Source organism: Actinomadura sp. 3N508, from assembly GCF_044326375.1.
In the GTDB taxonomy this organism is placed as follows: domain Bacteria; phylum Actinomycetota; class Actinomycetes; order Streptosporangiales; family Streptosporangiaceae; genus Spirillospora.
The window spans coordinates 1-23839 of the sequence record NZ_JBIRAX010000014.1; the positions used below are offsets into that span (position 1 = coordinate 1).

23 protein-coding genes are annotated in these 23839 nt (G+C 72.4%); 12 read left to right on the plus strand and 11 right to left on the minus strand.

Annotated features, from left to right (window positions below):
* Positions 1-372 (plus strand): alpha-glucosidase C-terminal domain-containing protein (locus tag ACH34S_RS36330; protein WP_395957435.1); only part of this gene is annotated, 372 nt, incomplete at its 5' end.
* A gap of 7 nt (positions 373-379) precedes the next feature.
* Complete coding sequence (locus tag ACH34S_RS36335; RefSeq protein WP_395957436.1) at positions 380-1822, plus strand: aminoglycoside phosphotransferase; 1443 nt, start codon at positions 380-382, stop codon at positions 1820-1822.
* A 35-nt stretch (positions 1823-1857) separates the two neighbouring features.
* On the opposite strand, the gene ACH34S_RS36340 is transcribed toward ACH34S_RS36335, so the two are convergent.
* Positions 1858-2625, minus strand: a complete 768-nt coding sequence (locus ACH34S_RS36340; RefSeq protein ID WP_395957437.1) for a GntR family transcriptional regulator — start codon at positions 2623-2625, stop codon at positions 1858-1860.
* A gap of 201 nt (positions 2626-2826) precedes the next feature.
* Between ACH34S_RS36340 and ACH34S_RS36345 the strand changes: the two genes are divergently transcribed.
* The 3 genes from ACH34S_RS36345 (at position 2827) to ACH34S_RS36355 (ending at position 6022) form a co-directional block, all read left to right on the plus strand.
* Positions 2827-3045 carry a hypothetical protein gene (locus ACH34S_RS36345; protein WP_395957438.1) on the plus strand — a complete coding sequence of 73 codons (219 nt, stop codon included), beginning with the start codon at positions 2827-2829 and terminating at the stop codon, positions 3043-3045.
* A gap of 366 nt (positions 3046-3411) precedes the next feature.
* Positions 3412-5646, plus strand: coding sequence for a 1,4-alpha-glucan branching protein GlgB (gene glgB, locus ACH34S_RS36350; RefSeq protein WP_395957439.1), 2235 nt, complete (start codon positions 3412-3414; stop codon positions 5644-5646).
* A 7-nt stretch (positions 5647-5653) separates the two neighbouring features.
* Positions 5654-6022: an ACT domain-containing protein gene (locus tag ACH34S_RS36355; protein WP_395957440.1), complete on the plus strand. Its 369-nt coding sequence runs from the start codon at positions 5654-5656 to the stop codon at positions 6020-6022.
* Between the two features lie 2 nt (positions 6023-6024).
* On the opposite strand, the gene ACH34S_RS36360 is transcribed toward ACH34S_RS36355, so the two are convergent.
* On the minus strand, positions 6025-6888 hold the full coding sequence (locus ACH34S_RS36360; protein ID WP_395957441.1) for an NUDIX domain-containing protein: 864 nt from the start codon (positions 6886-6888) through the stop codon (positions 6025-6027).
* Positions 6889-7030: 142 nt separating this feature from the next.
* Here ACH34S_RS36360 and ACH34S_RS36365 point away from each other — a divergent pair, with 142 nt between their 5' ends.
* The 3 genes from ACH34S_RS36365 (at position 7031) to ACH34S_RS36375 (ending at position 9789) form a co-directional block, all read left to right on the plus strand.
* Positions 7031-7519 (plus strand): PaaI family thioesterase, encoded by a 489-nt coding sequence (locus ACH34S_RS36365; RefSeq protein WP_395957442.1) that lies wholly within the window; start codon positions 7031-7033, stop codon positions 7517-7519.
* An 81-nt stretch (positions 7520-7600) separates the two neighbouring features.
* Positions 7601-9304, plus strand: a complete 1704-nt coding sequence (gene sppA, locus ACH34S_RS36370; protein WP_395957443.1) for a signal peptide peptidase SppA — start codon at positions 7601-7603, stop codon at positions 9302-9304.
* The gene (locus ACH34S_RS36375; protein ID WP_395957628.1) at positions 9289-9789 is read left to right on the plus strand and encodes a flavin reductase family protein; all 501 of its coding nucleotides are present in this window, start codon (positions 9289-9291) and stop codon (positions 9787-9789) included. Before sppA ends, ACH34S_RS36375 begins: the two co-directional genes overlap by 16 nt.
* Before the next feature lie 15 nt (positions 9790-9804).
* On the opposite strand, the gene ACH34S_RS36380 is transcribed toward ACH34S_RS36375, so the two are convergent.
* Together ACH34S_RS36380 and ACH34S_RS36385 are read right to left on the minus strand one after the other, a co-directional pair.
* Positions 9805-11436, minus strand: a complete 1632-nt coding sequence (locus ACH34S_RS36380; RefSeq protein WP_395957444.1) for a helix-turn-helix domain-containing protein — start codon at positions 11434-11436, stop codon at positions 9805-9807.
* Between the two features lie 229 nt (positions 11437-11665).
* A complete protein-coding gene (locus tag ACH34S_RS36385; protein ID WP_395957445.1) occupies positions 11666-11878 on the minus strand; it encodes a hypothetical protein in 213 nt (70 codons plus the stop codon).
* A gap of 1 nt (position 11879) precedes the next feature.
* On the opposite strand from ACH34S_RS36385, the gene ACH34S_RS36390 reads away from it, so the two are divergent.
* A complete protein-coding gene (locus tag ACH34S_RS36390) occupies positions 11880-12197 on the plus strand; it encodes a hypothetical protein (RefSeq protein ID WP_395957446.1) in 318 nt (105 codons plus the stop codon).
* A 55-nt stretch (positions 12198-12252) separates the two neighbouring features.
* Here ACH34S_RS36390 and hutI read toward each other — a convergent pair whose 3' ends face one another.
* The 5 genes from hutI to hutH form a co-directional block, all read right to left on the minus strand.
* On the minus strand, positions 12253-13449 hold the full coding sequence (gene hutI / locus ACH34S_RS36395) for an imidazolonepropionase (RefSeq protein WP_395957447.1): 1197 nt from the start codon (positions 13447-13449) through the stop codon (positions 12253-12255).
* 5 nt (positions 13450-13454) lie between these two features.
* Positions 13455-14807 carry a formimidoylglutamate deiminase gene (locus ACH34S_RS36400; protein WP_395957448.1) on the minus strand — a complete coding sequence of 451 codons (1353 nt, stop codon included), beginning with the start codon at positions 14805-14807 and terminating at the stop codon, positions 13455-13457.
* A 9-nt stretch (positions 14808-14816) separates the two neighbouring features.
* Positions 14817-16022, minus strand: a complete 1206-nt coding sequence (locus ACH34S_RS36405; RefSeq protein WP_395957449.1) for an allantoate amidohydrolase — start codon at positions 16020-16022, stop codon at positions 14817-14819.
* Positions 16019-17674 carry a urocanate hydratase gene (gene hutU, locus ACH34S_RS36410; RefSeq protein WP_395957450.1) on the minus strand — a complete coding sequence of 552 codons (1656 nt, stop codon included), beginning with the start codon at positions 17672-17674 and terminating at the stop codon, positions 16019-16021. Before hutU ends, ACH34S_RS36405 begins: the two co-directional genes overlap by 4 nt.
* Before the next feature lie 85 nt (positions 17675-17759).
* Positions 17760-19304, minus strand: a complete 1545-nt coding sequence (gene hutH / locus ACH34S_RS36415; protein ID WP_395957629.1) for a histidine ammonia-lyase — start codon at positions 19302-19304, stop codon at positions 17760-17762.
* A gap of 93 nt (positions 19305-19397) precedes the next feature.
* On the opposite strand from hutH, the gene ACH34S_RS36420 reads away from it, so the two are divergent.
* From ACH34S_RS36420 to ACH34S_RS36430, 3 genes are all read left to right on the plus strand, one after another.
* Positions 19398-20177 carry an IclR family transcriptional regulator gene (locus ACH34S_RS36420; protein WP_395957451.1) on the plus strand — a complete coding sequence of 260 codons (780 nt, stop codon included), beginning with the start codon at positions 19398-19400 and terminating at the stop codon, positions 20175-20177.
* Positions 20178-20332: 155 nt separating this feature from the next.
* Entirely contained in the window at positions 20333-21259 is a 927-nt protein-coding gene (locus tag ACH34S_RS36425) for an ABC transporter ATP-binding protein (RefSeq protein ID WP_395957452.1), read from the plus strand.
* The gene (locus ACH34S_RS36430) at positions 21256-22077 is read left to right on the plus strand and encodes an ABC transporter permease (protein WP_395957453.1); all 822 of its coding nucleotides are present in this window, start codon (positions 21256-21258) and stop codon (positions 22075-22077) included. The genes ACH34S_RS36425 and ACH34S_RS36430 overlap by 4 nt, the downstream gene beginning before the upstream one ends.
* A gap of 4 nt (positions 22078-22081) precedes the next feature.
* Here ACH34S_RS36430 and ACH34S_RS36435 read toward each other — a convergent pair whose 3' ends face one another.
* Entirely contained in the window at positions 22082-22600 is a 519-nt protein-coding gene (locus tag ACH34S_RS36435) for a GNAT family N-acetyltransferase (protein ID WP_395957454.1), read from the minus strand.
* Between the two features lie 307 nt (positions 22601-22907).
* Positions 22908-23828 carry a glycine betaine ABC transporter substrate-binding protein gene (locus tag ACH34S_RS36440; protein ID WP_395957455.1) on the minus strand — a complete coding sequence of 307 codons (921 nt, stop codon included), beginning with the start codon at positions 23826-23828 and terminating at the stop codon, positions 22908-22910.
* Between the last annotated feature and the right edge of the window lie 11 nt (positions 23829-23839).

Below are 23839 nucleotides of genomic sequence, written 5' to 3' on the forward strand. Positions count from 1 at the left end.
GGCTCCCTCCTGCACTGGACCCGCAAAATGATCGAAATCCGCCAACGCCACCCCGTCTTCGGCGTCGGCACCTACGTCGAACTCTCCGCCTCCAACCCCTCCGTCCTCGCCTTCACCCGCGAAATCAACGGCGGGGACGGCAACCAGTGGGGCGGCATGGACACGGTCCTTTGCGTGAACAACCTGTCGCGTTTCCCGCAGCCCGTCGAGCTCGACCTTCGCCGTTTCCGGGATTCGACGCCGATCGAATGCATGGGCGGCGTCCAATTCCCCGCCATCGGTGATCTGCCGTACCTGCTGACGCTTCCGGGTCACGGTTTCTACTGGTTCCTGCTGCCGCCGCCCGCGGAGCACGTCCAGGAAAAGGAGTGAGGTAGCCGTGCCGCCGTCCGCCCCTTCCCTCGTCCGGCTGCTGGCCGGCTGGCTGCCCGCGCAGCGGTGGTTCGGCGGCAAGGACGGCCCCATCGACGACCTCACCATCGGCACCGCCACCGAACTCCGCACCGGCGAGCCCGGCCTCCACCACCTCATCCTCGACGTCCACCAGGACGGCACCGTCGACCGCTACCAGGTGCTGCTCGGCGTCCGCCGCGATCTCCCCGACCACCTACGGCATGTCGGGATCGGGCGGCTGACCGGCGAGCAGGGGATCGACGGGCACGTGTACGACGCCGTCCACGACCCCGAGCTGACCCGCCCGCTGCTCGCGCACATGGCGAACGCGAGCACCATCGGCCCCCTCCAGTTCCGCCGCGCGCCCGGCGCGGGCATCCGCACGGAGCTGGACGGCGTGCCCGGCACGGCAGAGCAGAGCAACACCTCCCTGATCTACGGCGACACCCACATCCTCAAGCTCTTCCGCCGCCTCTCCCCCGGCGTCAACCCGGACCTGGAGGTCAACCTCGCGCTCAGCCGCAAGGGCTCCGCGCACGTCCCGGCCGTGCACGGCTGGATCGAGCTGGAATCCGGGACGGACGGCGCCGCGGACGAACCGACCACCCTCGCCCTCCTCTCGGAGTACCTGCCCAGCGGGACGGACGGCTGGCAGCTCGCCCTCACCAGCGTCCGCGACTGGCTGGCGCAGCCCCCGCCGCCCCCGCCGGCCGGGCCCGGAGGCGAGACCGTCACGGCGAGCGACGCGGGCACCGCCGGCGGCGACTTCGCGGCCGAAGCCGAGCGGCTCGGCGCGGCGACCGCCGCCGTGCACCGCGACCTCGCCGCCGCGTTCGGTGTGACGCAGGCGCCGCCCACCATGGTGCGGCACACCGTCTTCGCGATGAACGAGCAGCTCGACCAGGTCAGCGCCGCCGTCCCGCAGATCCGCCCGCACGCCCACGCGCTCCGCGAGGCGTTCGACGAGGTCGCGGCCGAGGCGCGGACGCTGCCCGTCCAGCGCGTCCACGGGGACTTCCACCTGGGCCAGGTGCTGCGCACCGGCACCGGCTGGGTCCTGCTCGACTTCGAGGGCGAGCCCGCCCGCACCCCCGCCGAGCGCCGCGCCCCCGCGCACCCGCTGCGGGACGTCGCCGGGATGCTGCGGTCCTTCGAGTACGCGGCGCGGTTCCTGATCGCGCGGGACGGCGACCTGCCGCCGGGCACCGTCGACGCGCTGGAGCTGCGCGCCCGGGCCTGGGCGGAACGCAACCGGCAGGCGTTCTGCGCCGGTTACGCCGCGGCGGGCGGGCCCGACCCGGCCGCGCACGCGGCGCTGGTGCGGGCGTTCGAGTTCGACAAGGCGGTCTACGAGATCCGCTACGAGGCGCGGAACCGGCCGGCCTGGCTGCCCGTCCCGCTCAGATCCCTCGCCCACCTCACCGCGTAGGACGGATCGCCCGGGGTCGATGGCGTAGTCGATCGTCAGAGGTCGATGGAGTAGTCGAGGACGACGCGGTCGGCGGGGAGCACGATGTCGCGGCAGACCTCCATCACCTCGTCACGCGACAGCAGCCGCCGGGTGATCGCGAGGACGGGCACGCCGCGGGTCATGCGGAGCGTCTCGGCCTCCTCCGGGGTCGGCATGCGGGAGCGGACGGCCTCCTCGACGCGGGTCGGCGGGCGCCCGAGGTAGGCGAGCTGCGCGAGCGTCCCGCCGGGCCACGGCTCGCGGTCCGGGTCGGAGACGGGCGTGTCGCCGACGAGGTCCCACGGCAGGTAGTTGACGGAGATCTGCTGCGGCTCGCCGCGCGAGTAGAAGACGAACCGGCGGCGGAGCAGCTCGGTCCCGGCCGGGAGCTCGAACAGCGCGGCGAGCTCGCCGTCCGCCCGGACCCGGGTGAACATCCGGTCGAGCCGGTACTCCGCCCAGGTGATCTTCTGGTCGCGGGTGAAGGTGGTCTCGGGGACCGCCATGGGCCTGGTCACGGCGCGGTAGCGATCCATCGCCACCCGGCGCGCGGGCGGGACGACCTTGACGAGCGTGCCGCCGCCGCGGCGCGTCTCGACCAGCCCTTCGCCGCGCAGCAGCGCGACGGCCTGCCGCACGACGATCTCCGACACGCCGTGCGTCTCGCACAGCTCGGCGATGGTCGGCAGCCGGGTCCCCGGTGGAAGGCTGCCGTCCCGGATCCCCTCTCGCAGCGTGTCGGCGATGCGCAGGTAGGCGGGACGGTCCGGCACCGGCGTCACCTCCCCTTCTTCCGGGCGCGCCTACCGGCCGTTCGAGTTGGCGTTCGACGCGGCGTTCGATCCTGCTCCGCCCTCCCCTTGATCCATACCTTCTCCGCGCTATCCGCGGGGGCACGGTCCGCTTACGGACAGCTTGACACCTCTCGGCACGAGTAAGACTTTTGTATACAGAAGAGCGGCCTCGGGGAAAGGACGACCTTGATGGGCGACTTCGATGATCTGAAGGCGGCCATCGAGGGAGAGTTCCCGGGCTGGCAGGTGTGGCGCAGCGACGCGGGCCGCTGGTACGCGACGCGCAGCGGCGACCTCAGCGACGCCCAGCTCCAGGCCGGATATGCGATGACCGTGGCCGCCGACGAGCCGATCGGGCTGCGCCGGCTGCTGGTCGACCAGACGCGCGAGGAGCGCGAAGAGAAGTGACGGGACGTCATGGGGAACGGCGCGGCCCGGTCCGCGAGCGGGGGCGGACCGGGCCGGGGCGTTCCGGTACGGCAGGTACCTATGTCGCTGAGGTGACACAGGAATGGAGCCCGCGGCGGTGTGGTCGATGTCACCGCTGGGGCCAGGTAGACGTGGCCGCACGGGCGGCGCTAATCGGCGCGACCCCCTCGACAAAGAGTCGTGCCGTCCGTGCGGTCGCAACACCCGCCTTCCGAGCACACGTCTCCGCGCCCACCGGGCCGAGAACCTCCCGCCGCGGGCGTCCCGTCCCGGAAAGTTTCAAGCTCCCGGAAACAGCGTCCCCGCGGACGTGAGATCGGCGATTCTCGGGGCACCAGTCATTGCATGGCACGGGTCACGCGCGCGGAGATCGACCGGCTCGTCGGCGGCGACCACCACGATCCGCACGGCGTGCTCGGCGCGCATCCGGGCCGGGACGGTGTGACGGTCCGGGCGCTGCGGCCGCTCGCCGAGCGCGTCGAGGTGGTCCTCCCGAACGGCGACCGGCTTCCGCTCCGCCACTTTCACGAAGGTCTGTTCATCGGGACGCTGCCGGCCGGCGCGTCGCTGGCGGGCGAGGACGACGACGCGGCGCCGCTCGCCGTCCCCGACTACCGGCTCGCCGTCACCTACGGGGACGGCTCCGAGTCGATCCAGGACGATCCCTACCGGCACCTGCCCACCCTCGGCGAGCTCGATCTGCACCTGATCGGCGAGGGACGGCACGAGGAGCTGTGGCGGGCGCTCGGCGCGCAGGTCCGCAGCTACGCCTCCGCGTTCGGCACGGTCACCGGGACGGCGTTCGCGGTGTGGGCGCCGACGGCACGCGGCGTGCGCGTGGTCGGCGACTTCAACCACTGGGACGGGCGCGGGCACCCGATGCGGTCGCTCGGCTCCAGCGGGATCTGGGAGCTGTTCGTCCCCGGCGTCGGCGACGGCACCCGCTACAAGTTCGAGATCCTCGGCGCGGACGGCGTGCTGCGCGCCAAGGCCGACCCGATGGCGCGGTACACGGAACCTCCTCCGGCGACGGCGTCGCGCGTCTTCACCTCGTCCTATGAATGGGGCGACGGCGCGTGGATGGACGGCCGCAAAGAACGCGACTGGCTCCACGAGCCGATGAGCGCGTACGAGGTGCATCTCGGCTCGTGGCGTCCGGGGCTCGGCTATGCGGAACTCGCCGACGAACTGACGACGTACGTCCGCGAGATGGGCTTCACGCATGTGGAGCTCCTGCCGGTCGCCGAGCATCCGTACGGGCCGTCCTGGGGCTACCAGGTGACGTCCTATTACGCGCCGACCTCGCGGTTCGGCTCCCCCGACGACTTCCGCCTGCTGGTCGACCGCCTGCACCAGGCCGGTATCGGCGTCATCATGGACTGGGTCCCCGCCCATTTCCCCAAGGACGAATGGGCGCTGGCCCGGTTCGACGGCACCGCCCTGTACGAGCACGACGATCCGACGCGCGGCGAGCACCCCGACTGGGGGACGCTCGTGTTCAACTACGGGCGCGCTGAGGTCCGCAACTTCCTGGTGGCGAACGCGTCGTACTGGCTGGAGGAGTTCCACATCGACGGGCTCCGCGTGGACGCCGTCGCCTCCATGCTGTACCTCGACTACTCGCGCAACGAAGGCGAATGGACGCCCAACATCTACGGGGGCCGCGAGAACCTGGAGGCCATCGCGTTCCTTCAGGAGATGAACGCGACGGTCTACAAGCGCAACCCCGGCGTCATGACGATCGCGGAGGAATCGACGGCATGGCCTGGGGTGTCGCGCCCGACTCATCTCGGCGGTCTCGGGTTCGGGTTCAAGTGGAACATGGGCTGGATGCACGACACGCTCGAATACCTGCGCCACGAGCCGGTGTTCCGGCACTACCACCACAACGAGATCACGTTCTCGCTGGTGTACGCATTCTCGGAGAACTACGTCCTGCCGCTGTCGCATGACGAGGTCGTCCACGGCAAGGGTTCGCTGCTGAGCAAGATGCCGGGCGACGCGTGGCAGCAGTTCGCCGGGCTGCGCGCGCTCCTCGCCTACATGTGGTCGCATCCCGGCAAGCAACTGCTGTTCATGGGGCAGGAGTTCGGGCAGGGCGCCGAATGGGCGGAGGAGCGCCCGCTCGACTGGTGGCTGATGGACAACGCCGCCGAAGGCGCCCACCACCTGGGCATGCAGAGACTCGTCCGCGACCTGAACAGCACCTACAAGGAAGAGCCCGCCCTGTGGACGCGCGACAGCGACCACGAGGGCTTCCGCTGGATCGACGGCAACGACGCCGGCGGGAACACCCTCTCCTACCTGCGCTACGGGACGCCGGTGCCCCAGGACGGCGACCCGCCCGTCCTGGCGTGCGTCGTCAACTTCGCGGGCAATCCGCACGAGAGCTACCGGCTCGGGTTGCCGGGCGAGGGCGGCTGGCGCGAGATCCTCAACACCGACTCGTTCGAGTACGGCGGCAGCGGCGTCGGCAACCTCGGGCGCATCGAGGCGACCGCCGAACCCTGGCACGGCCTGCCCGCGTCGGCGGTGCTGCGCGTTCCGCCCTTGGGCGCGGTGTGGCTCGTCCCTGAATAATGGCGGAATGACCACCGCGCAGCGCCTGCACGTCGTCCCGTCCCAGTTCCTGGTGGAGCACCTTCCGAACGCGACATTTCCCGAGGACGACGAGTGGATCGCCCTGGTGCGCGCCCCCGAAGGGCTCACCGTGGTCAGGGACGCGTCACCGTTCGCTGAGGCGGAGCGCTGGGTCGGCTTCTACGGCGACACGAGCCATGGGCTGGACACGCCGGGAATGCTCGCCGCGATCGTCGGACCGCTCGCCGCCGCCGGGATCTCCGTTTTCGTCGCGTCCACCTTTCACGCGGACCTCGTCCTCGTCCCCGAGCACCGTTTGAAGGACGCGACCACGGCGCTCCGCGACGCAGGCCATCGGGTGGAGACGGGAGCCTGACGCTAGAGGCGTTCGAGGAGCCAGCGGGGGCCGGTGACGGCGGCTCCCGCGGCCCGGCAGCGGGCCTTCAGCTCCCGGTCGGCGGTCACCACCAGCTGGACGGTGTCGGGCCGCGCCTCCCGCACGAGTTCCACGATCCGGTCGTCGCCGCTGCCCGGAGCCGCCACGACCCGCACCCCGCCGCCGTTCCCCGGCTCGTCTGCGACGCCCCGTGCCGCGCCCTCCACCACCAGGACGATCTCCGGGAAGCAGCGGTCGAACGGGACGAGCCCGTCCGGGACGCCCTGCACGCCCGCGTTGAGGGACTTCAGGTCGTCGCGAAGCCGGGCGTTCGCGCCCGCCCGGTCCTTCCACCAGCCGTCGGCGCGGGCGCCCACGACGTTCGCCGCGTCCACGATGAGGATGAGCCCCTTCATCGCGTCCTGGAGCCGCGGCCATGACCGCGCGAACGGCGCGAAGAGCTTCCGGTCGGTGACCTCCTCCGCGCGGACCCATTCCGCGCGGCGCGTCTCCCTCGACGCGGGCTCGACGGGGACCTGCTCGGTCAGCGACCCCAGCACGGACGTGAACGACCATCCGCCGTGGTCCTCGACGCTCGTGCCGTGGACGGTCACGGCCCCGACGTCGAGCGTGCACTCCTCGGACGTCTCCCGCAGGGCCCCGGTCACGGCGTCCTCATGGCTGTGCAGGGCGCCGCCGAACATGCCCCACGTCCCGCCGCCGATCCCCCACCACGCGCGCTGCTGCAACAGGATCCACAGGTCGCCGCCCGCGTCGCGGTGGTAGGCGAGCAGCCCGGACGCGCCGAAGCGTCCCCAGTGCGTGTGCCCGAGGTCGCAGTCCGCCCACCCGTCGCCGTCGCCCATGCGACGACGATATCCGCTGGGCGAGCGGCCCCCCGCGGGTCTCCGTCGGGTGTCCGTCCGGTGGCCGTGACGAAGGGCACAGCGCCGTGCCGGTGATCACCGAATAGCATTCCAATCGTCGAGCCGAGCCGAGGGAGCGAAGTTGAGCGTCGAGGCGGGCCCTGAGGCCCACCGGCGGGCCGCCGAGCTGTGGAACACGCTGTCGGGCGCGGAGCTGATCCAGGCCATGGCGGACGGCGAGTTCCCGGAGATCTCCGACGTCAACCGGTACATCGGGCAGGTCCTGGTCTCCGCCGAGCCGGGCCGGGTCGTCATCTCCTGGACGCCGTCCGAGAAGCTCTGCAACCCCGGCGGTACCGTGCACGGCGGCTACATCGCGATGATCCTCGACAACGCGGTCTGCCTCGCCGCCGCCAGCACCTGCGAGCACTTCATGCCGATGCTGACGCTGAACCTCAACGTCGACTACCTGCGCGCCGTCCGGGCGGGCGAGACCTACACGGTCACCGGGACGTGCGTGCATTCCGGCAGTACCCGCATGGTGTCCAACGGCATGGTCGCCGACGCGCGCGGGCGCACGCTGGCGCAGGCGTCCGCGAGCGTGATCCCGAACAAGGCCTTCGCGCGCTGACGGCCCGCCTCTGCGCGACGGCCCGCCCGGCGGGGCGGCGGGCCCGGGGAGAACCGCAACCGAACGCATAGGCTGGGCCTCATGGTGGATCCCGGCAACGTCGTCAACGTCATCAAACAGGCCCGCGACCGGCGGACGGCCCCGCTGATCCTCGAGCTCGACCTCACCGAGGGCATCGTGGAGGTCGCGCCGTCCGACCCGATCTCGGCGATCATGTCCATGCGCCGGACGAGCCTGCGCGACGTCCTGGACGGGCTGCGCCGCGCCCGCTCCGACGCCCGCGTGCGCGCCCTCGTCGTGAAGGTCTCCGGCGGGATCGGGCTGGCGCTCGTCCAGGAGGTGCGCGAGGCCGTCCAGGCGCTGCGGGACGCGGGCAAGCTCACCGTCGCGTGGGCGGAAACGTTCGGCGAGAGCGGGCGCGGCACCGTCCCGTTCTACCTCGCCACCGGGTTCGACAAGGTGTACCTGCAGCCGACCGGCGAGGTCGGGCTGACCGGCATCGCGATCGAGGAGCCGTTCTTCGCGGGCGCGCTGGAGAAGGCGGGCGTGCAGCCGCGGTTCGCCAAGCGGCACGAGTACAAGACCATGGCGAACACGTTCATGGAGAAGGAGTACACGCCGGAGCACGAGGAGTCGTCGCGCCGCCTGGTCGACTCGCTCGGGGAGCAGATCACCGCCGGGATCGCCGCCGGGCGCGGCCTCACGGAGGAGAGGGTCCGCGAGCTCACCGACCGCGGCCCGCTGCTCGCCGGCGAGGCGCTGGAGGAGAACCTCGTCGACCGGCTCGGCTACCGCGACGAGGTGTACGCCGACCTGCGCGCCGAGTTCGGCGAGGAGGCGCAGCTGCGCTACGTGTCCCGCTACAACCGCGCGCACGGCCTCGCGGGGCGGCTCCCGCAGCCCGGCCGGCAGGACACCGTCGCGCTGATCAACGGGCACGGCCCGATCCGGCTCGGCCGCAGCGGCCGCGGTGGCCCGCTCCCGAACTCCGGTCCCGCGATGGGCTCGGACACGATCGGCGCCGCGTTCCGCGCCGCCGTGAAGGACGACCGGGTCAAGGCGATCGTGTTCCGCGTCAACAGCCCGGGCGGCTCCGCCGTCGCGTCCGACGCGATCTGGCGGGAGGTGGTGCTGGCCGGCCGCGCCGGCAAGCCCGTGATCGTGTCGATGGGCAACGTCGCGGCGTCCGGCGGCTACTACGTGTCGGCGGCGGCCGACACGATCGTCGCGCAGCCCGGCACGCTCACCGGCTCGATCGGCGTCGTCACCGGGAAGGCGCTGGTGAACGGGCTCCTCGACCGGGTCGGGATCGGCCTCGGCAGCGTCACGGTCGGCGACCACGCGCGCATGTCCAGCGCCACCAAGGACTTCAGCGACTCCGAGTGGGAGCGCGTCAACGCATCGCTCGACAAGATCTACGACGACTTCACCGCGCGGGTCGCGGAGGGGCGCGGGCTGTCCCGCGAGCGCGTCCACGAGCTGGCCAGGGGCCGGGTCTGGACGGGCGCCGACGCCAAGGAGCGCGGCCTCGTCGACGAGCTCGGCGGCATCGACCTCGCCCTCGACCTCGCCCGCAAGAAGTCCGGCCTCGCCGCCGACGCCCCGGTCCGCGTGTACCCGCACACCTCGCCGCTGGAGCGGCTCCGCCCGCCGGAGTCCAGCGAGGACCGCACGGCCGCGTCCGCCCGCTTCGACGCCTGGGGCTCGCTCGGCGGCCTCGCCGCCCGGCTCGGCCTGCCCGCCGCCGGGCCGCTGACGCTCCCGGGCACCTGGGAGATCCGCTGACGCCCGGCACCGACTTCGTCGAGGCGGTCGCGGGGTTCGCCACGGGCGTGGTCGTGCTGACCGTCCGCGACGGCCGCGACGACCTCGGCACTACGGTGACGTCGTTCATGTCGGTGTCGCTCGAACCGCCGCTGGTGGCCGCGAGCGTGGCGACGTCGTCGTACCTGACGGAGGTCCTGGGGCGGCGGGAGCGCTGGGCCGCGACCGTGCTGTCGTCCGGGCAGCGCGCGTTGGCCGGTCGCTTCGCCGCCGAAGGCCGCCCGAGCGCCCGCATCCTCCTGGCGAGCGCGCCGCACCACCGCGGCGCGCACTCGGACGCCCTCATCCCGGAGTCGGGCCTGGCCGCCGTCGAATGCGAGACCCGCCAGACCGTCCCGGCGGGCGATCACACCCTGTTCATCGCCGAGGTCCTCGCCGCCGACTACATCGCCCGCGACGAGACACCCCTGATCAGGGTCAACCGCCGCTACCTCACCTCCGGCTGACCGCGCTCGCGGCGGTCAGCCGATCAGCAGCGGGCTCTGCGTCACCTTGACCATGCCGCCGGGCGGGACCGTCCGCACCGTCCCGTCGAGTTGCTCGACGGTCACCGGACGCGGCCCGGCGGACGTCCAGGCCTCGCCCTCGTGCGCCCACCGGATGAAGACGGTGTCCCGGCGCCCTTCGCGCCGGACGCGGAACTCGCACTGCCAGACGTTGTGCGGCAGGCCGCTCTGGACGCCATGGCCGCAGGCGCGGATCTCGGCGTCCGCCAGCCACCGCTGGAGGCGCTCCACGTTCAGCGCCGCCCGCGTCGGCGGGCCGCCCTCCGGCTGGAGCACGATCGGCACGCGGTCGCTGCCCCAGGCGTACAGGTACATGCGCCGCAGGTTGTAGCGGTGGGCGTAGAGGCCGGTCAGGTAGAAGCGTGCGGCGTAGTCCGCGGCCGTGGCCGTGGCCGGCTTCGTCTGGAGGGGGAGGTTGTAGGTGGTGCCGGTGTTCCAGATCTCCGGGTGGACGCCCGCCCGGTGGAATTCGCGGTCCGCCAGCTCCAGCGCCTGGAGCATCAGCTCGGGCGGGTCCACCGCGCGCGGCTGGTACAGCTTGACGCCCGCCGCCGTGCAGTGCCGGTAGCCGCCGAGTTCGGCGAACCGGGCGAGGACCCGGCGGCCTTCCGCCTCCCACAACCGGCTCATGGACGGGCACACGAGCTCCGCCTCCGCGTCGTAGCGGCGGACGATGCGGGCCGCGCGGCGGGTCATCTCGACGAGGGTCTCGACGGAACCGTTGTAGAAGTGCGGGTCGTTCGCCATGACCCAGAGCTCGTAGGCGTCGATACGGCCGCGGGCATGCCGGGCCAGCGCGTCGATGAACCGGTCCCAGTCGCGCAGGTCGTCGGGCGGCGCCGCGCGGGACCCGTCGGAGTAGGCCGCCCTGGGCGCGGCCGGTGCCGCCCAGGCCGGGGTCCCGCCGAGGACGAACAGCGTCGGCAGCCCCGCCTTCCGGGCGCCGTCCAGGAGCCGGTCCAGCGTCGTCCAGTCGTAGTCGCCGCGGGACGTCTCCAGGCTCGCCCAGCGCGTCCCGCCGTCCCAGAGGCGGACGCCGCCGGTGAGGAAGGACGGCATGGCCCCGCTGCCGCTGTTCACGGTGACGCCGAACATGGTGCGGGGGACGGGGTACGGTTCCGTCGCCCAGCTGGGAGCGGGGATCGTCCGCGGTGGAGCGGCCCTGGCCTTCTCCCCCGCACCGCTGAGGTCCCGGACGGGGCCGCCGATGAGCCCGAGGAGGAGGGCGCTCGCCAGGAGCAACCACATCGGAGTGCCCCTGGCCCATCTCAGGACACCCGACCGTCCGGCGGGAGGCGACACGGCCGCCGGCTCCACGGCGGGCGATTCCATGACGGCCGATTCCGCGGCGGGCTCGGCGGAAGGCGATTCCGCGGCCGCGGCATTCCAGTACCGGAGAAGTTCGTTGAGTTCTTCCGGACCGGCACCGCATTCCTTCGCGATGGCCACGACCACCGCGTAGTCGGCCGGAATGCGCTCACCACCGCAATAGCGGTGCAACGCCGCCCGGCTGGTGAAGGTGCGGCGCGCCAGCTCCTGATAACTCAGGCCGCTCCGCTGTTTGAGATCCGCCAATAACGCGGACATGCCCCTGATGGCCGCAGCTCGATCCACGGTGCCCCCTTGATCGCGCGCCAGGGAGGAGTTTCCCACGCCGGGCCGGGCTTTGCCATGGACGTCCCCGTCGCTCCGGAAACGTCCAGTTCAGCGGTACGGCGGGCGTCCCCGCCCAGGCCGGGGACGCCGGTGCCTTGTTCCGCCACCCGGCGCCCACGACTCTGGACCGGTGTCCCGGCGGCCATCGTCCGGCCGGGCGTCAACGGGGTCCGGCCACCGCCGTTCGGACGGTGCCGGCAGGAACCACGCGGGGAGAATCCATGCGGTCGAGAACCATCAGCGCAACCGTCGCCGCCGCCGGCGCGCTCGCCTTTCTGGTGAGCACGCCGTCGCCGGCCGGCGCCGCCGTCGAGAACTGCACGAAGAACACTCTCAAGCTTTGCGGCGAAGTGCGGAACGATTCCAGTTTCACGATGCACACCACCGTCAACCTCGGCAGCGGCACCAACCGTTGTGACGTGTGGAACTACGACGGGGGCACCAAGAACAAGTGGGTGTACGCCAAGTGCACCCAGGTGAAGCTGTCGGCCGGAGACTGGCGGGGCGGCGGCACGGTCGACGTCGACGCGCTGACGTTCAACTACGACGACTACATGCTCGACTTCCACGGCACGCTGCTGTGGAAGACGAAGGGGGTCTGGACGAAGATCCACAACAACGAGACGGCGTCGTGCGGGACCGACATGGGCTTCGGCGTCCCGTTCTGCCGCATCAGCTGGGACAACGGCTAACGGCTCGCTGGGACGGGGCGCCGGCCGTACGGGGGCGGCGGCGCCTCGTCCACCCTCATGAGCGCGGTTCGACCCGGCGGCCGGCCTTCCAGACGGCGGCCGTCTGCGGGACGCCGGGGCGGTAGGCGAGGTGGATGTGGGACGGGGCGTCCAGCACGTGCACGTCCGCGCGGGCGCCGACTCCCAGGTGGCCGACGTCGGTGCGGCGGAGCGCGCGGGCGCCGCCCGCCGTCGCGGACCAGACTGCCTCGGCGGGCGTCATGTGCATGTCGCGGACGGCGACGGCGACGCAGAACGCCATGCTGGAGCTATAGCACGAGCCCGGGTTGCAGTCACAGGCGAGCGCGACGGTGGCGCCCGCGTCGAGGAGGCGGCGGGCGTCGGGGTAGGGCTGGCGGGTGGAGAACTCGACGCCCGGCAGGAGGGTCGCGACCGTGCGGGACGACGCCAGCGCGTCCACGTCGGCGTCGCTGAGGAACGTGCAGTGGTCGGCGGACGCGGCGTCCACCTCGACGGCGACCTGCACGCCGGGGCCCTCGGTGAGCTGGTTCGCGTGGACGCGGGGGCGCAGCCCGGCCGCGATGCCCGCCCGCAGGATCTCGCGGGCCTGGTCGGCGTCGAAGGCGCCGCGCTCGCAGAACACGTCCACCCAGCGGGCGTGCGGGGCGCAGACCGCGAGCATGTCGGTGGCGGCGAGGCGCGCGTAGCCCGCGGTGTCGCCCTTGTACTCGGCGGGGACGACATGCGCCCCGAGATAGGTGACCTCGTCGGCGAACTCCGCCGCGATGCGGACGGCGCGTTCCTCCTGCTCGACCGTCAGCCCGTACCCGGACTTGCATTCGACGGTCGTCGTGCCCTGCCGGGCCATCTCGCCGATGAGACGGCGGACGTTGGCGCGAAGGTCGTCGTCGGAGGCGACGCGGGTGCGTTCCACGGTCGTGCGGATGCCGCCGCCGTCGTACTTCTGGCCGCTCATCCGGGCGGCGAACTCCTCGGCGCGCTCACCGGCGAAGACGAGGTGCGCGTGGGAGTCGACGAACCCGGGGAGAACGGCGCGTCCGGCGGCGTCGAAGGACGCGTCAGCGGCGGGCGCGTCGGCGGCCGGGCCCGTCCAGGCGACCTTGCCGTCCTCGATCACCAGCGCGGCGTCGCGGAGAATGCCGAGGCCGGTGCCGGTGGCCGGGTCGTTGGTGACCAGCTCTCCGATGTTCGTGATGACGGTGCTCACCCTGGCCAGGGTCTCACGTGGCATTCGCGTCACTCCGGGTCGGGTGCGGTGACGGCGGCGATGGCCTCGGCCAGCGCGCCCGGGACGTCGTCGATCAGCAGGTGCCGCCCGTCGTGCACGATCTGCCGCCCGGACACCACCACGTGCCGGACGTCGGCCGCGGTCGCCGCGAACACGGCGGCCTCGGCGGCGTAGCCGTCGCTTCCGGCGGTGCGGGCGGAGTCGAGCGCGACGGTGACGAGGTCCGCGTACGCGCCCGGTTCCAGCCGTCCGGCCTCCGGCCAGCCGAGCCCGTAGTGGCCGTTGGACGTGGCCGCGGCGAGCAGCTCCCCGGCCGTCCAGTGCCCGCGGACTCGGGTGCGGAGCCGCTCGTCCAGCTCGACCGCGCGGGCCTCCTCGAACAGGTCGATGACGGCGTGCTGGTCGGAGCCGAGGCAGACCGGCGAGCCCGCGTTCGCGAGGTCGCGGGCCGGGCCGATGCCGTCGGCGAGGTCGCGCTCGGTGGTCGGGCACATGCACACGCCGGTCATCGTCGTCCCGAGGAGGCCGATGTCCTCGCCGGTGAGGTGCGTCGCGTGGACGGCCGTGGTCAGCGCGCCCAGCGCCCCCGACTCGGCGAGCAGGCGCGTCGGGGTCAGGCCGTAGGCGTCCAGGCACGCCTCGTTCTCGGCGGGCTGCTCGGACAGGTGGACGTGCAGCGGCGCGCGATGCTCCTTCGCCCAGGACGCGACCGCGCTGAGCTGCTCGCGCGGCACCGCCCGGACGGAGTGGATCGCGGCGCCGACGCGGGCGTGCAGCCGTCCCGCCTTGCCGGTCTCCTCGTGGAGGCTGCCGACGCGGCGCACCCAGTTCCCGGCGGTGCCGTCACCGAAGCGGAGCTGCGGGCCCTTGAGCGGCTCGCCGATGCCGCCCGCGAGGTAGCAGGTGTCGAGGAGCGTGATCCGGATGCCCGCGTCGGCGGCGGCGGCGATCAGCGCCTCGCCCATCGCGTTCGGCTCGTCGTAGGGGTCGCCGCCCGGCCGGTGGTGCAGGTAGTGGAACTCGCCGACGCAGCTGATCCCGGCGAGGGCCATCTCCGCGTACACGGCGGCGGCGAGCGCGCGGTAGGTGTCGGGGTCGAGGCGGTCGGCGACCTTGTACATGGTCTCGCGCCACGTCCAGAACGTTCCGGAGTGGGCCTGGACGCGGGAGCGGAGCGCGCGGTGGAAGGCGTGCGAGTGCGCGTTGGCGAGGCCCGGCAGCGTCAGGCCGGGCAGCCGCTGCGCGTTGCCGGGGGCGGGGACGCCGGGCGCGACGCGGGTGATCCGCTCGCCGTCGGCCTCGATGAGCACATCGGCCGCCACGCCGTCTCCGAGCCAGGCGAGCTGTGCATGCCATTGCATACCGGTTCCTTACCCGCAGGCCAGATCGTCCAGTACCGCCGTGAGCGCTTCGACTCCGGCCAGGCAGTCCGCCATTTCGGCGGACTCGGCGGGCGCGTGCGAGATCCCGGTCGGGTTGCGGACGAACAGCATCGCCGCCGGCATCCGCGCCGACAGGACGCCCGCGTCGTGCCCCGCGCCGGTCGGCAGGATGGGGACGCCGCCCAGCGTCGCGCCGATCCGGTCGCGGAGGGCGTGGTCGAAGTCCACGATCTCCGAATAGGACTCCTCTGCGAGATCGACGCTCACCCGGTGCGGGCGGGCGGCGACGCGGGCGGCCTCGTCCACCTCCGCGACCGTCCGCCGGACGGCGTCGTCCGCCGGGCCCCGGGCGTCCAGCCAGCCGGTCACGGACGAGGCGATCGCGTTCACCCCGCCCGGCACGACCCGCACCTTCCCGACCGTCGCGACGGTGCCGTTGCGCTCGGCCGCCTCCCGCGCCGCGATGACCATGGCGGCGAACGGGAGCATGGGGTCGCGCCGGTCGGGCAGCCCGGTCGTCCCGGCGTGGTTTCCTTCGCCGGTGAAGTCGAACCGCCACCGCCCATGCGGGACGATCGCGCTCGCGACCCCGACCGGCTCCCGCAGCGCCCGCCCCTGCTCGACGTGCAGCTCGACCAGGCATCCGATGCGCCCCAGCAGATCGTCGTCGGGGCCGATCGCCTCGGGGTCGAAACCGGCGTTGTGCAGGACCTCGGCGAACGTGCGGCCGTCCGCGTCCGCGAGGCCGCGGGCCCTCGCCGGGTCGATCGCCCCGGACATCAGCCGCGACCCCAGGCACGCCACCCCGAACCGCGCGCCCTCCTCCTCTGCGAACGCCGCGATCCCGATCGGCCGCGCCGGCCTTGCCCCCCGCTCGCGGAGGAGGTCGACGGCGGCGAACGCGGACACGATGCCGAGCGGCCCGTCGAACGCGCCGCCGCCGGGCACCGAGTCCAGATGGCTCCCGGTCAGGACGGCGTCGCCGCGCGTCCCGTCGTCCGGGAGCCACCAGGCGATCATGTTGCCGTTGGCGTCGTGCTCGACGTCCAGGTCGCGGCGGCGCGCCTCGTCCAGGAACCAGGCGCGGCATTCGAGTTCGGGCGGCGTCCACGCGAAGCGGTGGTAGCCGCCGGTCGGCTCGTCCCGCCCGACCGGCAGCAGCGCCGCCCACATCTCCTCGAAGCTCGTGCTCATGCCTGCATCGGGATGCGCACGCCCCGCTCTTGGGCCACCTCCTCGGCGCGCTCGTAGCCCGCGTCGACGTGCCGCATGACGCCCGTGCCCGGGTCGTTGGTCAGGACGCGCCGCAGCTTCTCGCCGGCGAGGGCCGTCCCGTCCGCGACGCAGACCTGGCCCGCGTGGATGGAGCGGCCGATCCCGACGCCGCCGCCGTGGTGGATGGACACCCACGTCGCGCCGGACGACGCGTTCAGCATCGCGTTCAGCAGCGGCCAGTCGGCGATCGCGTCCGACCCGTCCTTCATGCCCTCCGTCTCCCGGTACGGGCTCGCGACCGACCCGCAGTCGAGATGGTCGCGGCCGAGCACGATCGGCGCGCTGATCTCGCCGCGCGCGACGAGGTCGTTGAACATCTCGCCGGCCCTGTCGCGCTCGCCGTAGCCGAGCCAGCAGATCCGCGACGGCAGGCCCTGGAAGTGGACCTTCTCCTGCGCCATCCTGATCCACCTGGTCAGCGGCTCGTTGTCGGGGAACAGGTCGAGGATGGCCTGGTCGGTGCGGGCGATGTCCGCCGGGTCGCCGGACAGCGCCGCCCACCGGAACGGCCCCTTGCCCTCGCAGAACAGCGGGCGGATGTAGGCGGGCACGAAGCCGGGGAACTCGAACGCGCGCGTGTAGCCCGCGAGCTGCGCCTCACCGCGGATGGAGTTGCCGTAGTCGAAGACCTCGGCGCCCGCGTCCTGGAACCCGACCATCGCCTCGACGTGCGCGGCCATCGACGTCCGGGCCCTGTCGATGAACGCGGCCGGGTCCTTGTCGCGCTCGGCGGCCATGTCGCCGAACTCGACGCCGCGCGGCAGGTAGGCCAGCGGGTCGTGCGCGCTGGTCTGGTCGGTGACGATGTCGATCGGCGCGCCCCGGCGCAGCAGCTCCGGGACGACGTCGGCGGCGTTCCCGAGCACCGCGATCGACAGCGCGCGCCGCTCCGCCTTCGCCTCCTCCGCGAGCCGCAGCGCCTCGTCCAGGCTCGCGGCCTCGACGTCGCAGTACCGGTGCTCGACGCGCCGCTCGATCCGGGACGGGTCGCACTCGACGCAGATCGCGACGCCGCCGTTCATCGTCACGGCGAGCGGCTGCGCGCCGCCCATCCCGCCGAGCCCGGCGGTCAGCGTGATCGTTCCGGCGAGCGAGCCGCCGAACCGCTTCTCCGCGACGGCCGCGAACGTCTCGTAGGTGCCCTGGAGGATGCCCTGCGTCCCGATGTAGATCCACGACCCGGCGGTCATCTGCCCGAACATGGTCAGGCCGAGCGACTCCAGGCGGCGGAACTCCTCCCACGTCCCCCACTGCGGCACCAGGTTCGAGTTCGCGATCAGCACGCGCGGGGCCCACTCGTGCGTCCGGAAGATACCGACCGGCTTGCCGGACTGGACGAGCAGCGTCTCGTCCCCCTCCAGATCGGCCAGCGACCTGATGATGCCGTCGAACGCGTCCCAGCTCCGGGCCGCCTTCCCGGACCCGCCGTAGACGACCAGCTCGTCGGGATGCTCGGCGACCTCGGGGTCGAGGTTGTTCTGGATCATGCGGAGGGCGGCCTCCTGCGGCCAGCCCTTGGCGGCGGTCAGCGACGTGCCGCGCGGCGCGCGGACGGGACGTGGACCTGACATCGTCGGCTCCTTCGAGAGCGGGTTCAGGCGAGCGGGTTGGGCGGGCGGGTTCAGGCGGGCGGATTCAGGCGGGCGGGGCCCGCGCTCAGGTGAGCGGGCCGGTGACGGTCTCGGCGGCGGCGATCAGGGAGCCGTCGCGGACCATCTCGGTCGCGGCGGCGATCTCGGGCGCGAGGTAGCGGTCCGGACCCGGCGGCGGGACGGCCTCCCGCAGCTTCGCGACGACCGCGGCGGTCGCCGGACCGGGACGCAGCGGTGTGCGCAGGTCGAGGGCCCGCGCGGCGGTGAGGATCTCGATGGCGACGACCTGCGCGAGCCCCTCCACGGAGCGGCGCAGCTTGCGGGCCGCGTTCCAGCCCATCGACACGTGGTCTTCCTGCATGGCCGAACTCGGGATGGAGTCGGCGCTGGCGGGCGCGGCGCGCCGCTTCAGATCCGACACGATCGCCGCCTGCGTGTACTGCGCGATCATGTGCCCGGAGTCGACGCCGGGGTCGTCGGCGAGGAAGGCGGGCAGGCCGTAGGACCGTCCCTTGTCGAGCATCCGGTCGGTGCGGCGCTCCGACATCGACGCGACGTCGGCCGCGGGAACGGCGAGAAAATCGAGCACGTAGGCAATGGGTGCTCCATGGAAATTGCCGTTGGACTCGACCCGTCCGTCCGGCAGCACCACGGGATTGTCGATCGCGGACGCGAGTTCCCTCCCGGCCACCAATTCGGCATGCGCGAGCGTGTCGCGGGCGGCGCCGTTGACCTGCGGGGCGCAGCGCAGCGAATAGGCGTCCTGGACCCGCGTGCAGTCGGGCCCGCGATGCGACTCCATGATCTCCGACTCGGCGAGCAGCGCCCGCAGGTTCGCCGCCGACGCCGCCTGCCCCGGATGCGGCCGCAGCTCCTGGAGGTCGGCGGCGAAGACGCGGTCGGTGCCCAGCAGGGCCTCGACGGTCATCGCGGCGGCCAGGTCGGCGGCCGTGAGGAGGTTGCGCAGGTCCTCGATGGCGAGGACGAGCATGCCGAGCATGCCGTCCGTCCCGTTCAGGAGGGCGAGACCCTCCTTGGCACCCAGCGTGACCGGCGCGATCCCGGCCTCCTCCAGCGCCTGGGCGGCCGGCTTGAGCACCCCGCCGGCGTCCCTGACCGACCCTTCACCGATCAACGCCAGCGCCACGTGCGCGAGCGGCGCGAGGTCCCCCGAACACCCCAGGCTTCCGTGCTCGAAGACCTGAGGCGAGATGCCGGCGTTGAGGAGCGCGGCCAGCGTCCGCGCGGTGACGGGCTGGACCCCGGTGCGTCCGGTGGCGAGCGTCCGCAGCCTGAGCAGCATCAGCGCCCGGACGACCTCCCGCTCGATCTCCGGCCCCGACCCCGCCGCGTGCGACCGGACGATGTTCAGCTGCAACTGCGCCCGCATCTCCGGCGCGATGTGCCGGGTGGCCAGCGCCCCGAACCCGGTGGAGACACCGTAGACGGGCGTCGGGCGCGCGGACAGCTCCTCGATGTGCGCCCGCGACTCCCCGATCAGCTTCAGCGCCTCGTCGGTCAGCGCGACCTTGGCCCCGCCCCGCGCCACGGCCACGACCTGCGCGAACCCGAGCGCCTCGGGCCCGAGCCGAACACCGTTGTCCCCCATGTCAAACCTCATACCCACCATTCCAGCGCCTCCGCCCGGCGCGGGACGAGGGCCCGCCCGGCGAAGGTGTCTCAGATACGAGACAATGGGCGCATGTCCCAGGTACCGGCCGCCCGCCGCGCCCTGGCGGTCCTGCGCCTGCTGGCCGCCGCGCCCGGTCCCCTGCCCGCGTCCTCGATCGGCCGCTCCCTCGACCTGCCCCGGTCGAGCACCTACCACCTCCTGACCGCGATGGCCGAGGACGGCTTCGTCACCTACGTCCCCGAGGAGCGCCGCTGGGGGCTGGGCGTCGCGGCGTTCGAGATCGGCTCCGCCTACCTCCGGCACGAGCCCCTCGAACGCCTGGCCCGTCCCCTGCTCCGCCGCCTGGTCGACCGTGTCGGCGAGATCGTCCAGCTCGGCATCCTGCACGGCCCGGAGACGCTCTACCTGCTCAAGGAGCAACCGGCCCGGCACGCCGTCCTCGTCACCGACGTGGGCGTGCGGATGCCCGCCCACCTCACCGCGAGCGGCCGCGCCATGCTCGCCCACCTGCCGCCGGCCCAGATCCGCGCCCTGTTCACCGCCCCTGCCCGTGCGGCACCGTTCATCAGCCGCACCGGCCGCGGCCCGGCGACCCTCACCGACCTCCGCCGCGCCCTCTCCGAGGACGCCCGCCGGGGCTGGTCGGTCGAGGACGGCCACATCACCGAGGGCTTCGCCAGCATCGCCGCCTGCGCCTTCGACCACACGGCCCACCCCACGGCCGCCATCACCATCACCTTCCGCCGGGAGGACCACCCCGAGGAAACCTGGCCGGGCCTGGCCGGCCAGGCCCGCGCCACCGCCGCGACCCTCACCACCCGTCTGAACGGACGTCTCCCCCTCCCCTGACCCTGGATAGAGCGGGCTGGTCGATGACCCGGGGGTGCGTAGTGCATTCCTGACGAAAGTCAGGGGTGTGGGGCGGCTTCCGGGCAGTGTGGCGGGGTTTCCCGGCCGCCTAGGTTCGGGCTCGTCATGCCGGACGGCCCCGACAGGAGAACCCTTTGATCACTTTGCGCGGACTGACGAAACGGTACGGGGACAAGACCGCGGTGGACCGGCTGTCACTGGAGGTGGCGGCGGGAAAGGTGACCGGGTTCCTCGGCCCGAACGGCGCAGGGAAATCCACCACGATGCGCATGATCGTGGGCCTGGATCACCCGAGTGAGGGCGAGGCGCTGGTCGGCGGCCGTGGGTATGCGGGGATGCCGCGTCCGATACGGGAGGTCGGAGCGCTGCTGGACGCGGGCTCGGTGCACCCCGGCCGTTCGGCGAGGGCGCATCTGGTGGCCATGGCTCGCAGCAACGGAATCCCGCGGGCCCGAGTGGACGAGGTGCTGGGCCTCGTCGGGCTGGAATCCGTGGCCGGCCGACGGGTCGGCGCGTATTCGCTGGGAATGCGCCAGCGGCTGGGGATAGCGGGCGCTCTGCTCGGTGACCCGGCCGTCCTGATGTTCGACGAGCCGGTGAACGGCCTCGACCCCGACGGAGTGCTGTGGGTCCGGCGGCTCATGCGCGGCCTGGCCGCGGAGGGCCGCACGGTGTTCGTGTCGTCGCATCTGATGAGCGAGATGCAGCGCACGGCGGACCGGCTGGTGGTCCTCGGCCGCGGACGCCTTCTCACCGACGCGCCGATGGCGGAGGTCATCGCACGCGGCCCCGGCAACGCGGTCCGGGTACGCAGCCCCCGAGCGTCCGAACTCGCGGAACGGCTCGCCGCCGTCGGCGCCGAAGTCCACCGGCCGGACGAGACCGAACTGCGAGTCACCGGGCTGCCGATGGACCGGGTCGGCCTCATGGCGCACGAAGCGGGCGTCCCCGTCCTGGAGCTGAGCGCCGTCGAAGCATCGCTGGAGGAGGCGTACATGGACCTGACCGGGACGAGCGTGGAATACGGAACCGGAATGCCCGGGGCGGAGGCACTGCGATGACCACGGCAACGGAACCGGTGAGCGTCGACATCGGAAGAGCGACCGGTACCGCGTCCGGCGGCGGGATGCCGGGCGCACTCGCAGCCGAATGGACGAAGCTGTGGACGGTACGTTCCACCTGGTGGGGCCTGGCCGGCGCGGCCCTGCTCATGGCGCTGCTGTGCGCGGTCATGGCGCAGGTGACGGTGGCCAACAACACCGACGAGCGCGTGGCGGAGCACCCCGGGGTGGTCTCGGTCAGCGACATCGCCACCGGGTCGATGGACATGGTGCAATTCGTGGTCCTGGCCTTGGCGATCCTGATGATCACGGGCGAGTACGCGACGGGAAGCATCCACGCGACGCTCCAGTGGGTGCCTTCGCGGGGCCGGATGCTGTCGGCGAAGGCGGCCGTCGCGGCGGGGGTCGTCTTCCCGTCCGGCGTGCTCCTGGGCCTCGTGGGAACGGCCGTCGCGTACCCCATCCTCGGGAAATGGGGCCGCCTGGACGCCGGGGACGTGATCCACGACGCACTGATGACAGGCATCTACCTCGCGGTGCTGAGCGTCCTGATCCTGGGCGTCGGGGCAATGCTCCGCAGCACCGCCGCAACGCTCACCGTCGCTTTCCTCTTCTTCATGGTGCTGCCGATAATGCTGGCCAACAGCCGTTCGGAACTGCTCATGGACATCGCGGACGGCCTGCCGAGCAGTGCGGGCCGATACCTGCTGAACGGCGACGCCCCCTACCCTGCGGCAGTCGCGGTGGCGATCCTCGCGGCGTGGACGGCGGCGGCGCTGTGGGGCGGGGTGAGCGTCCTGCGCCACCGCGACGCCTGATCGGTCAGGCCGGGCACGAACTGCGGTCGCCACTGTGGTGAAGGCGCTGGCTCAGGATCGCCCCCTCCCATCCGTCCTGGAAGTTGGACTTTCTCCGTCCGGTCTGGACGAAACCGGCCCGCTCGTAGTAGCGGACGAGCCCTTGGTCTCCGCCCGCCCAGCACTGAAGCCTGAGCAGGCCGATTCCCCGCTCGACGGCTTCGGCCCGGGCGTGGTCCAGCAGCGCCTGTCCCACGCCGAGCCCGGCGCACCGGCGGTCGATGACGAGGGCCGACAGGAAAAGCTCCGGCTCCTCCACGGAAGGGATGAATGGAGGAGCGGGCCCCAGCCACATGGCCCCGACCACAGCGCCCTCGTTCTCGGCGACACGCATCCCGCCCGACTCGGCGAAGCGCCGGACCCGCGCCCTGAGCTCCGGCTTCTCCGACCAGGCGTCCGTCCCCCACTGTCCCGACCGGCCGGAGGCGACGAGCCATTCGACCGCCTGATCGTAGAGCGCCAGAACGGCCGGAACATCCTCCATGGTTCCCACCCGGATACGCACCGCTGCCTCCGCCGTTGCCGTGATCGCGTCCTCGCGCGACGTTAGCCGGACATCGGCCGATCTGCTGTGAAGGCGGTCACAGACCTGCGCGGGAAAGGCGGCGCGGGCAATGCGTCCCTTCGACGCCCCGGACCGCGACCGGGTGGCGGTCAGGGGGTCCCCAGCCACTGGGCGGCCAGGCCCACCAGTAGTGCCTGGCAATACGCCGTCGCAACCTGGCCGGGGCCGAAACGGCTCGGGCCCCGCTCCTCGATCGTGAAGCGGGGCCCGAACAGAGTCGAGCTGGTCAGGCCAGGCCGGACTTCTTCAGCCACTCCTCGGCGACCTTCTCCTGGTCGTCCTTGTCGATGGCGATGCGCTTCATCATGTCCAGGAGGTCCTGGGTGGTGAGCTTGGCGGAGACGGCGTTCAGGGCCGCCCGCGCCGTGTCGTTCACGGACTGCTTGTGCACCAGCGGCGTCACGTTCTGGGCGCTGAAGACGTTCTTCGGGTCTTCGAGGACGACCAGCTTGTTCTGCTCGATGGTCGGGTCGGTGGTGAACAGGTCGGCGGCCTGGATCTTGTTCTCGGTGAGGAGCTTCACCAGGGTGGCCTGGGCGCCGGCGTCGAACGGCTGGAACTTCTTGAACTCGAGGCCGTAGGCGCTCTTCAGGCCGACGAGCCCCTGCTGCCGCGTCTTGAACTCCGACGGCCCGGCGATGGTGAGTTCCTTCGCGACCGGCTGCAGGTCGGCGATCGACTTCAGGTTGTACTTCGCCGCGGTCTGCGGGTTGACGGTGACGGAGTCCTTGTCCTCGGCCTGGGCGGAGTTCAGGATCTCGACCTCGGCGGGCAGCTTGGCCCTGAGCGCCGCGTTGATCTCCTCGGTCGTCGCGGCGGTGCTGGCCTTGTCGACCGACGTCGTCAGCAGCGCGCCGTTGTACTCGGGCATGACGCTGATGCCGCCCTTGACGACCTGGTCGTAGTAGACCTCGCGGGCGCCGATGTTGAACTTGCGGGTGATCTTGAGGCCCTTGGCTTCGAGGGCCTGCGCGTACAGCTCGCCGAGGAGGTTGCTCTCGGGGAAGTTGGCGCCGCCGACGGTGATCGTGCCGCCGTCGCCGCCGCCGGCGAGCGGGTTGTCGTCGCCGGAGTCTCCGCCGCCGCAGGCGGACAGGGTCAGGGCGGCCACCAGGCCGACGACCGCGCCACGGATGAGTTTCTTCATTGTTTCTTTCC

Coding starts and splice junctions, on each gene's coding strand:
- ACH34S_RS36390 (WP_395957446.1), top strand. CDS start 11,880: ATGCACACCACCGTCAACCTCGGCAGCGGCACCAACCGTTGTGACGTG.
- ACH34S_RS36355 (WP_395957440.1), top strand. CDS start 5,654: ATGACCACCGCGCAGCGCCTGCACGTCGTCCCGTCCCAGTTCCTGGTG.
- ACH34S_RS36360 (WP_395957441.1), bottom strand. CDS start 6,888: ATGGGCGACGGCGACGGGTGGGCGGACTGCGACCTCGGGCACACGCAC.
- ACH34S_RS36380 (WP_395957444.1), bottom strand. CDS start 11,436: ATGTCCGCGTTATTGGCGGATCTCAAACAGCGGAGCGGCCTGAGTTAT.
- ACH34S_RS36440 (WP_395957455.1), bottom strand. CDS start 23,828: ATGAAGAAACTCATCCGTGGCGCGGTCGTCGGCCTGGTGGCCGCCCTG.
- ACH34S_RS36405 (WP_395957449.1), bottom strand. CDS start 16,022: ATGAGCACGAGCTTCGAGGAGATGTGGGCGGCGCTGCTGCCGGTCGGG.
- ACH34S_RS36420 (WP_395957451.1), top strand. CDS start 19,398: ATGTCCCAGGTACCGGCCGCCCGCCGCGCCCTGGCGGTCCTGCGCCTG.
- sppA (WP_395957443.1), top strand. CDS start 7,601: ATGGTGGATCCCGGCAACGTCGTCAACGTCATCAAACAGGCCCGCGAC.
- ACH34S_RS36345 (WP_395957438.1), top strand. CDS start 2,827: ATGGGCGACTTCGATGATCTGAAGGCGGCCATCGAGGGAGAGTTCCCG.
- ACH34S_RS36435 (WP_395957454.1), bottom strand. CDS start 22,600: ATGGAGGATGTTCCGGCCGTTCTGGCGCTCTACGATCAGGCGGTCGAA.
- glgB (WP_395957439.1), top strand. CDS start 3,412: ATGGCACGGGTCACGCGCGCGGAGATCGACCGGCTCGTCGGCGGCGAC.
- ACH34S_RS36430 (WP_395957453.1), top strand. CDS start 21,256: ATGACCACGGCAACGGAACCGGTGAGCGTCGACATCGGAAGAGCGACC.
- hutU (WP_395957450.1), bottom strand. CDS start 17,674: ATGTCAGGTCCACGTCCCGTCCGCGCGCCGCGCGGCACGTCGCTGACC.
- ACH34S_RS36400 (WP_395957448.1), bottom strand. CDS start 14,807: ATGCAATGGCATGCACAGCTCGCCTGGCTCGGAGACGGCGTGGCGGCC.
- hutI (WP_395957447.1), bottom strand. CDS start 13,449: ATGCCACGTGAGACCCTGGCCAGGGTGAGCACCGTCATCACGAACATC.
- hutH (WP_395957629.1), bottom strand. CDS start 19,304: ATGGGGGACAACGGTGTTCGGCTCGGGCCCGAGGCGCTCGGGTTCGCG.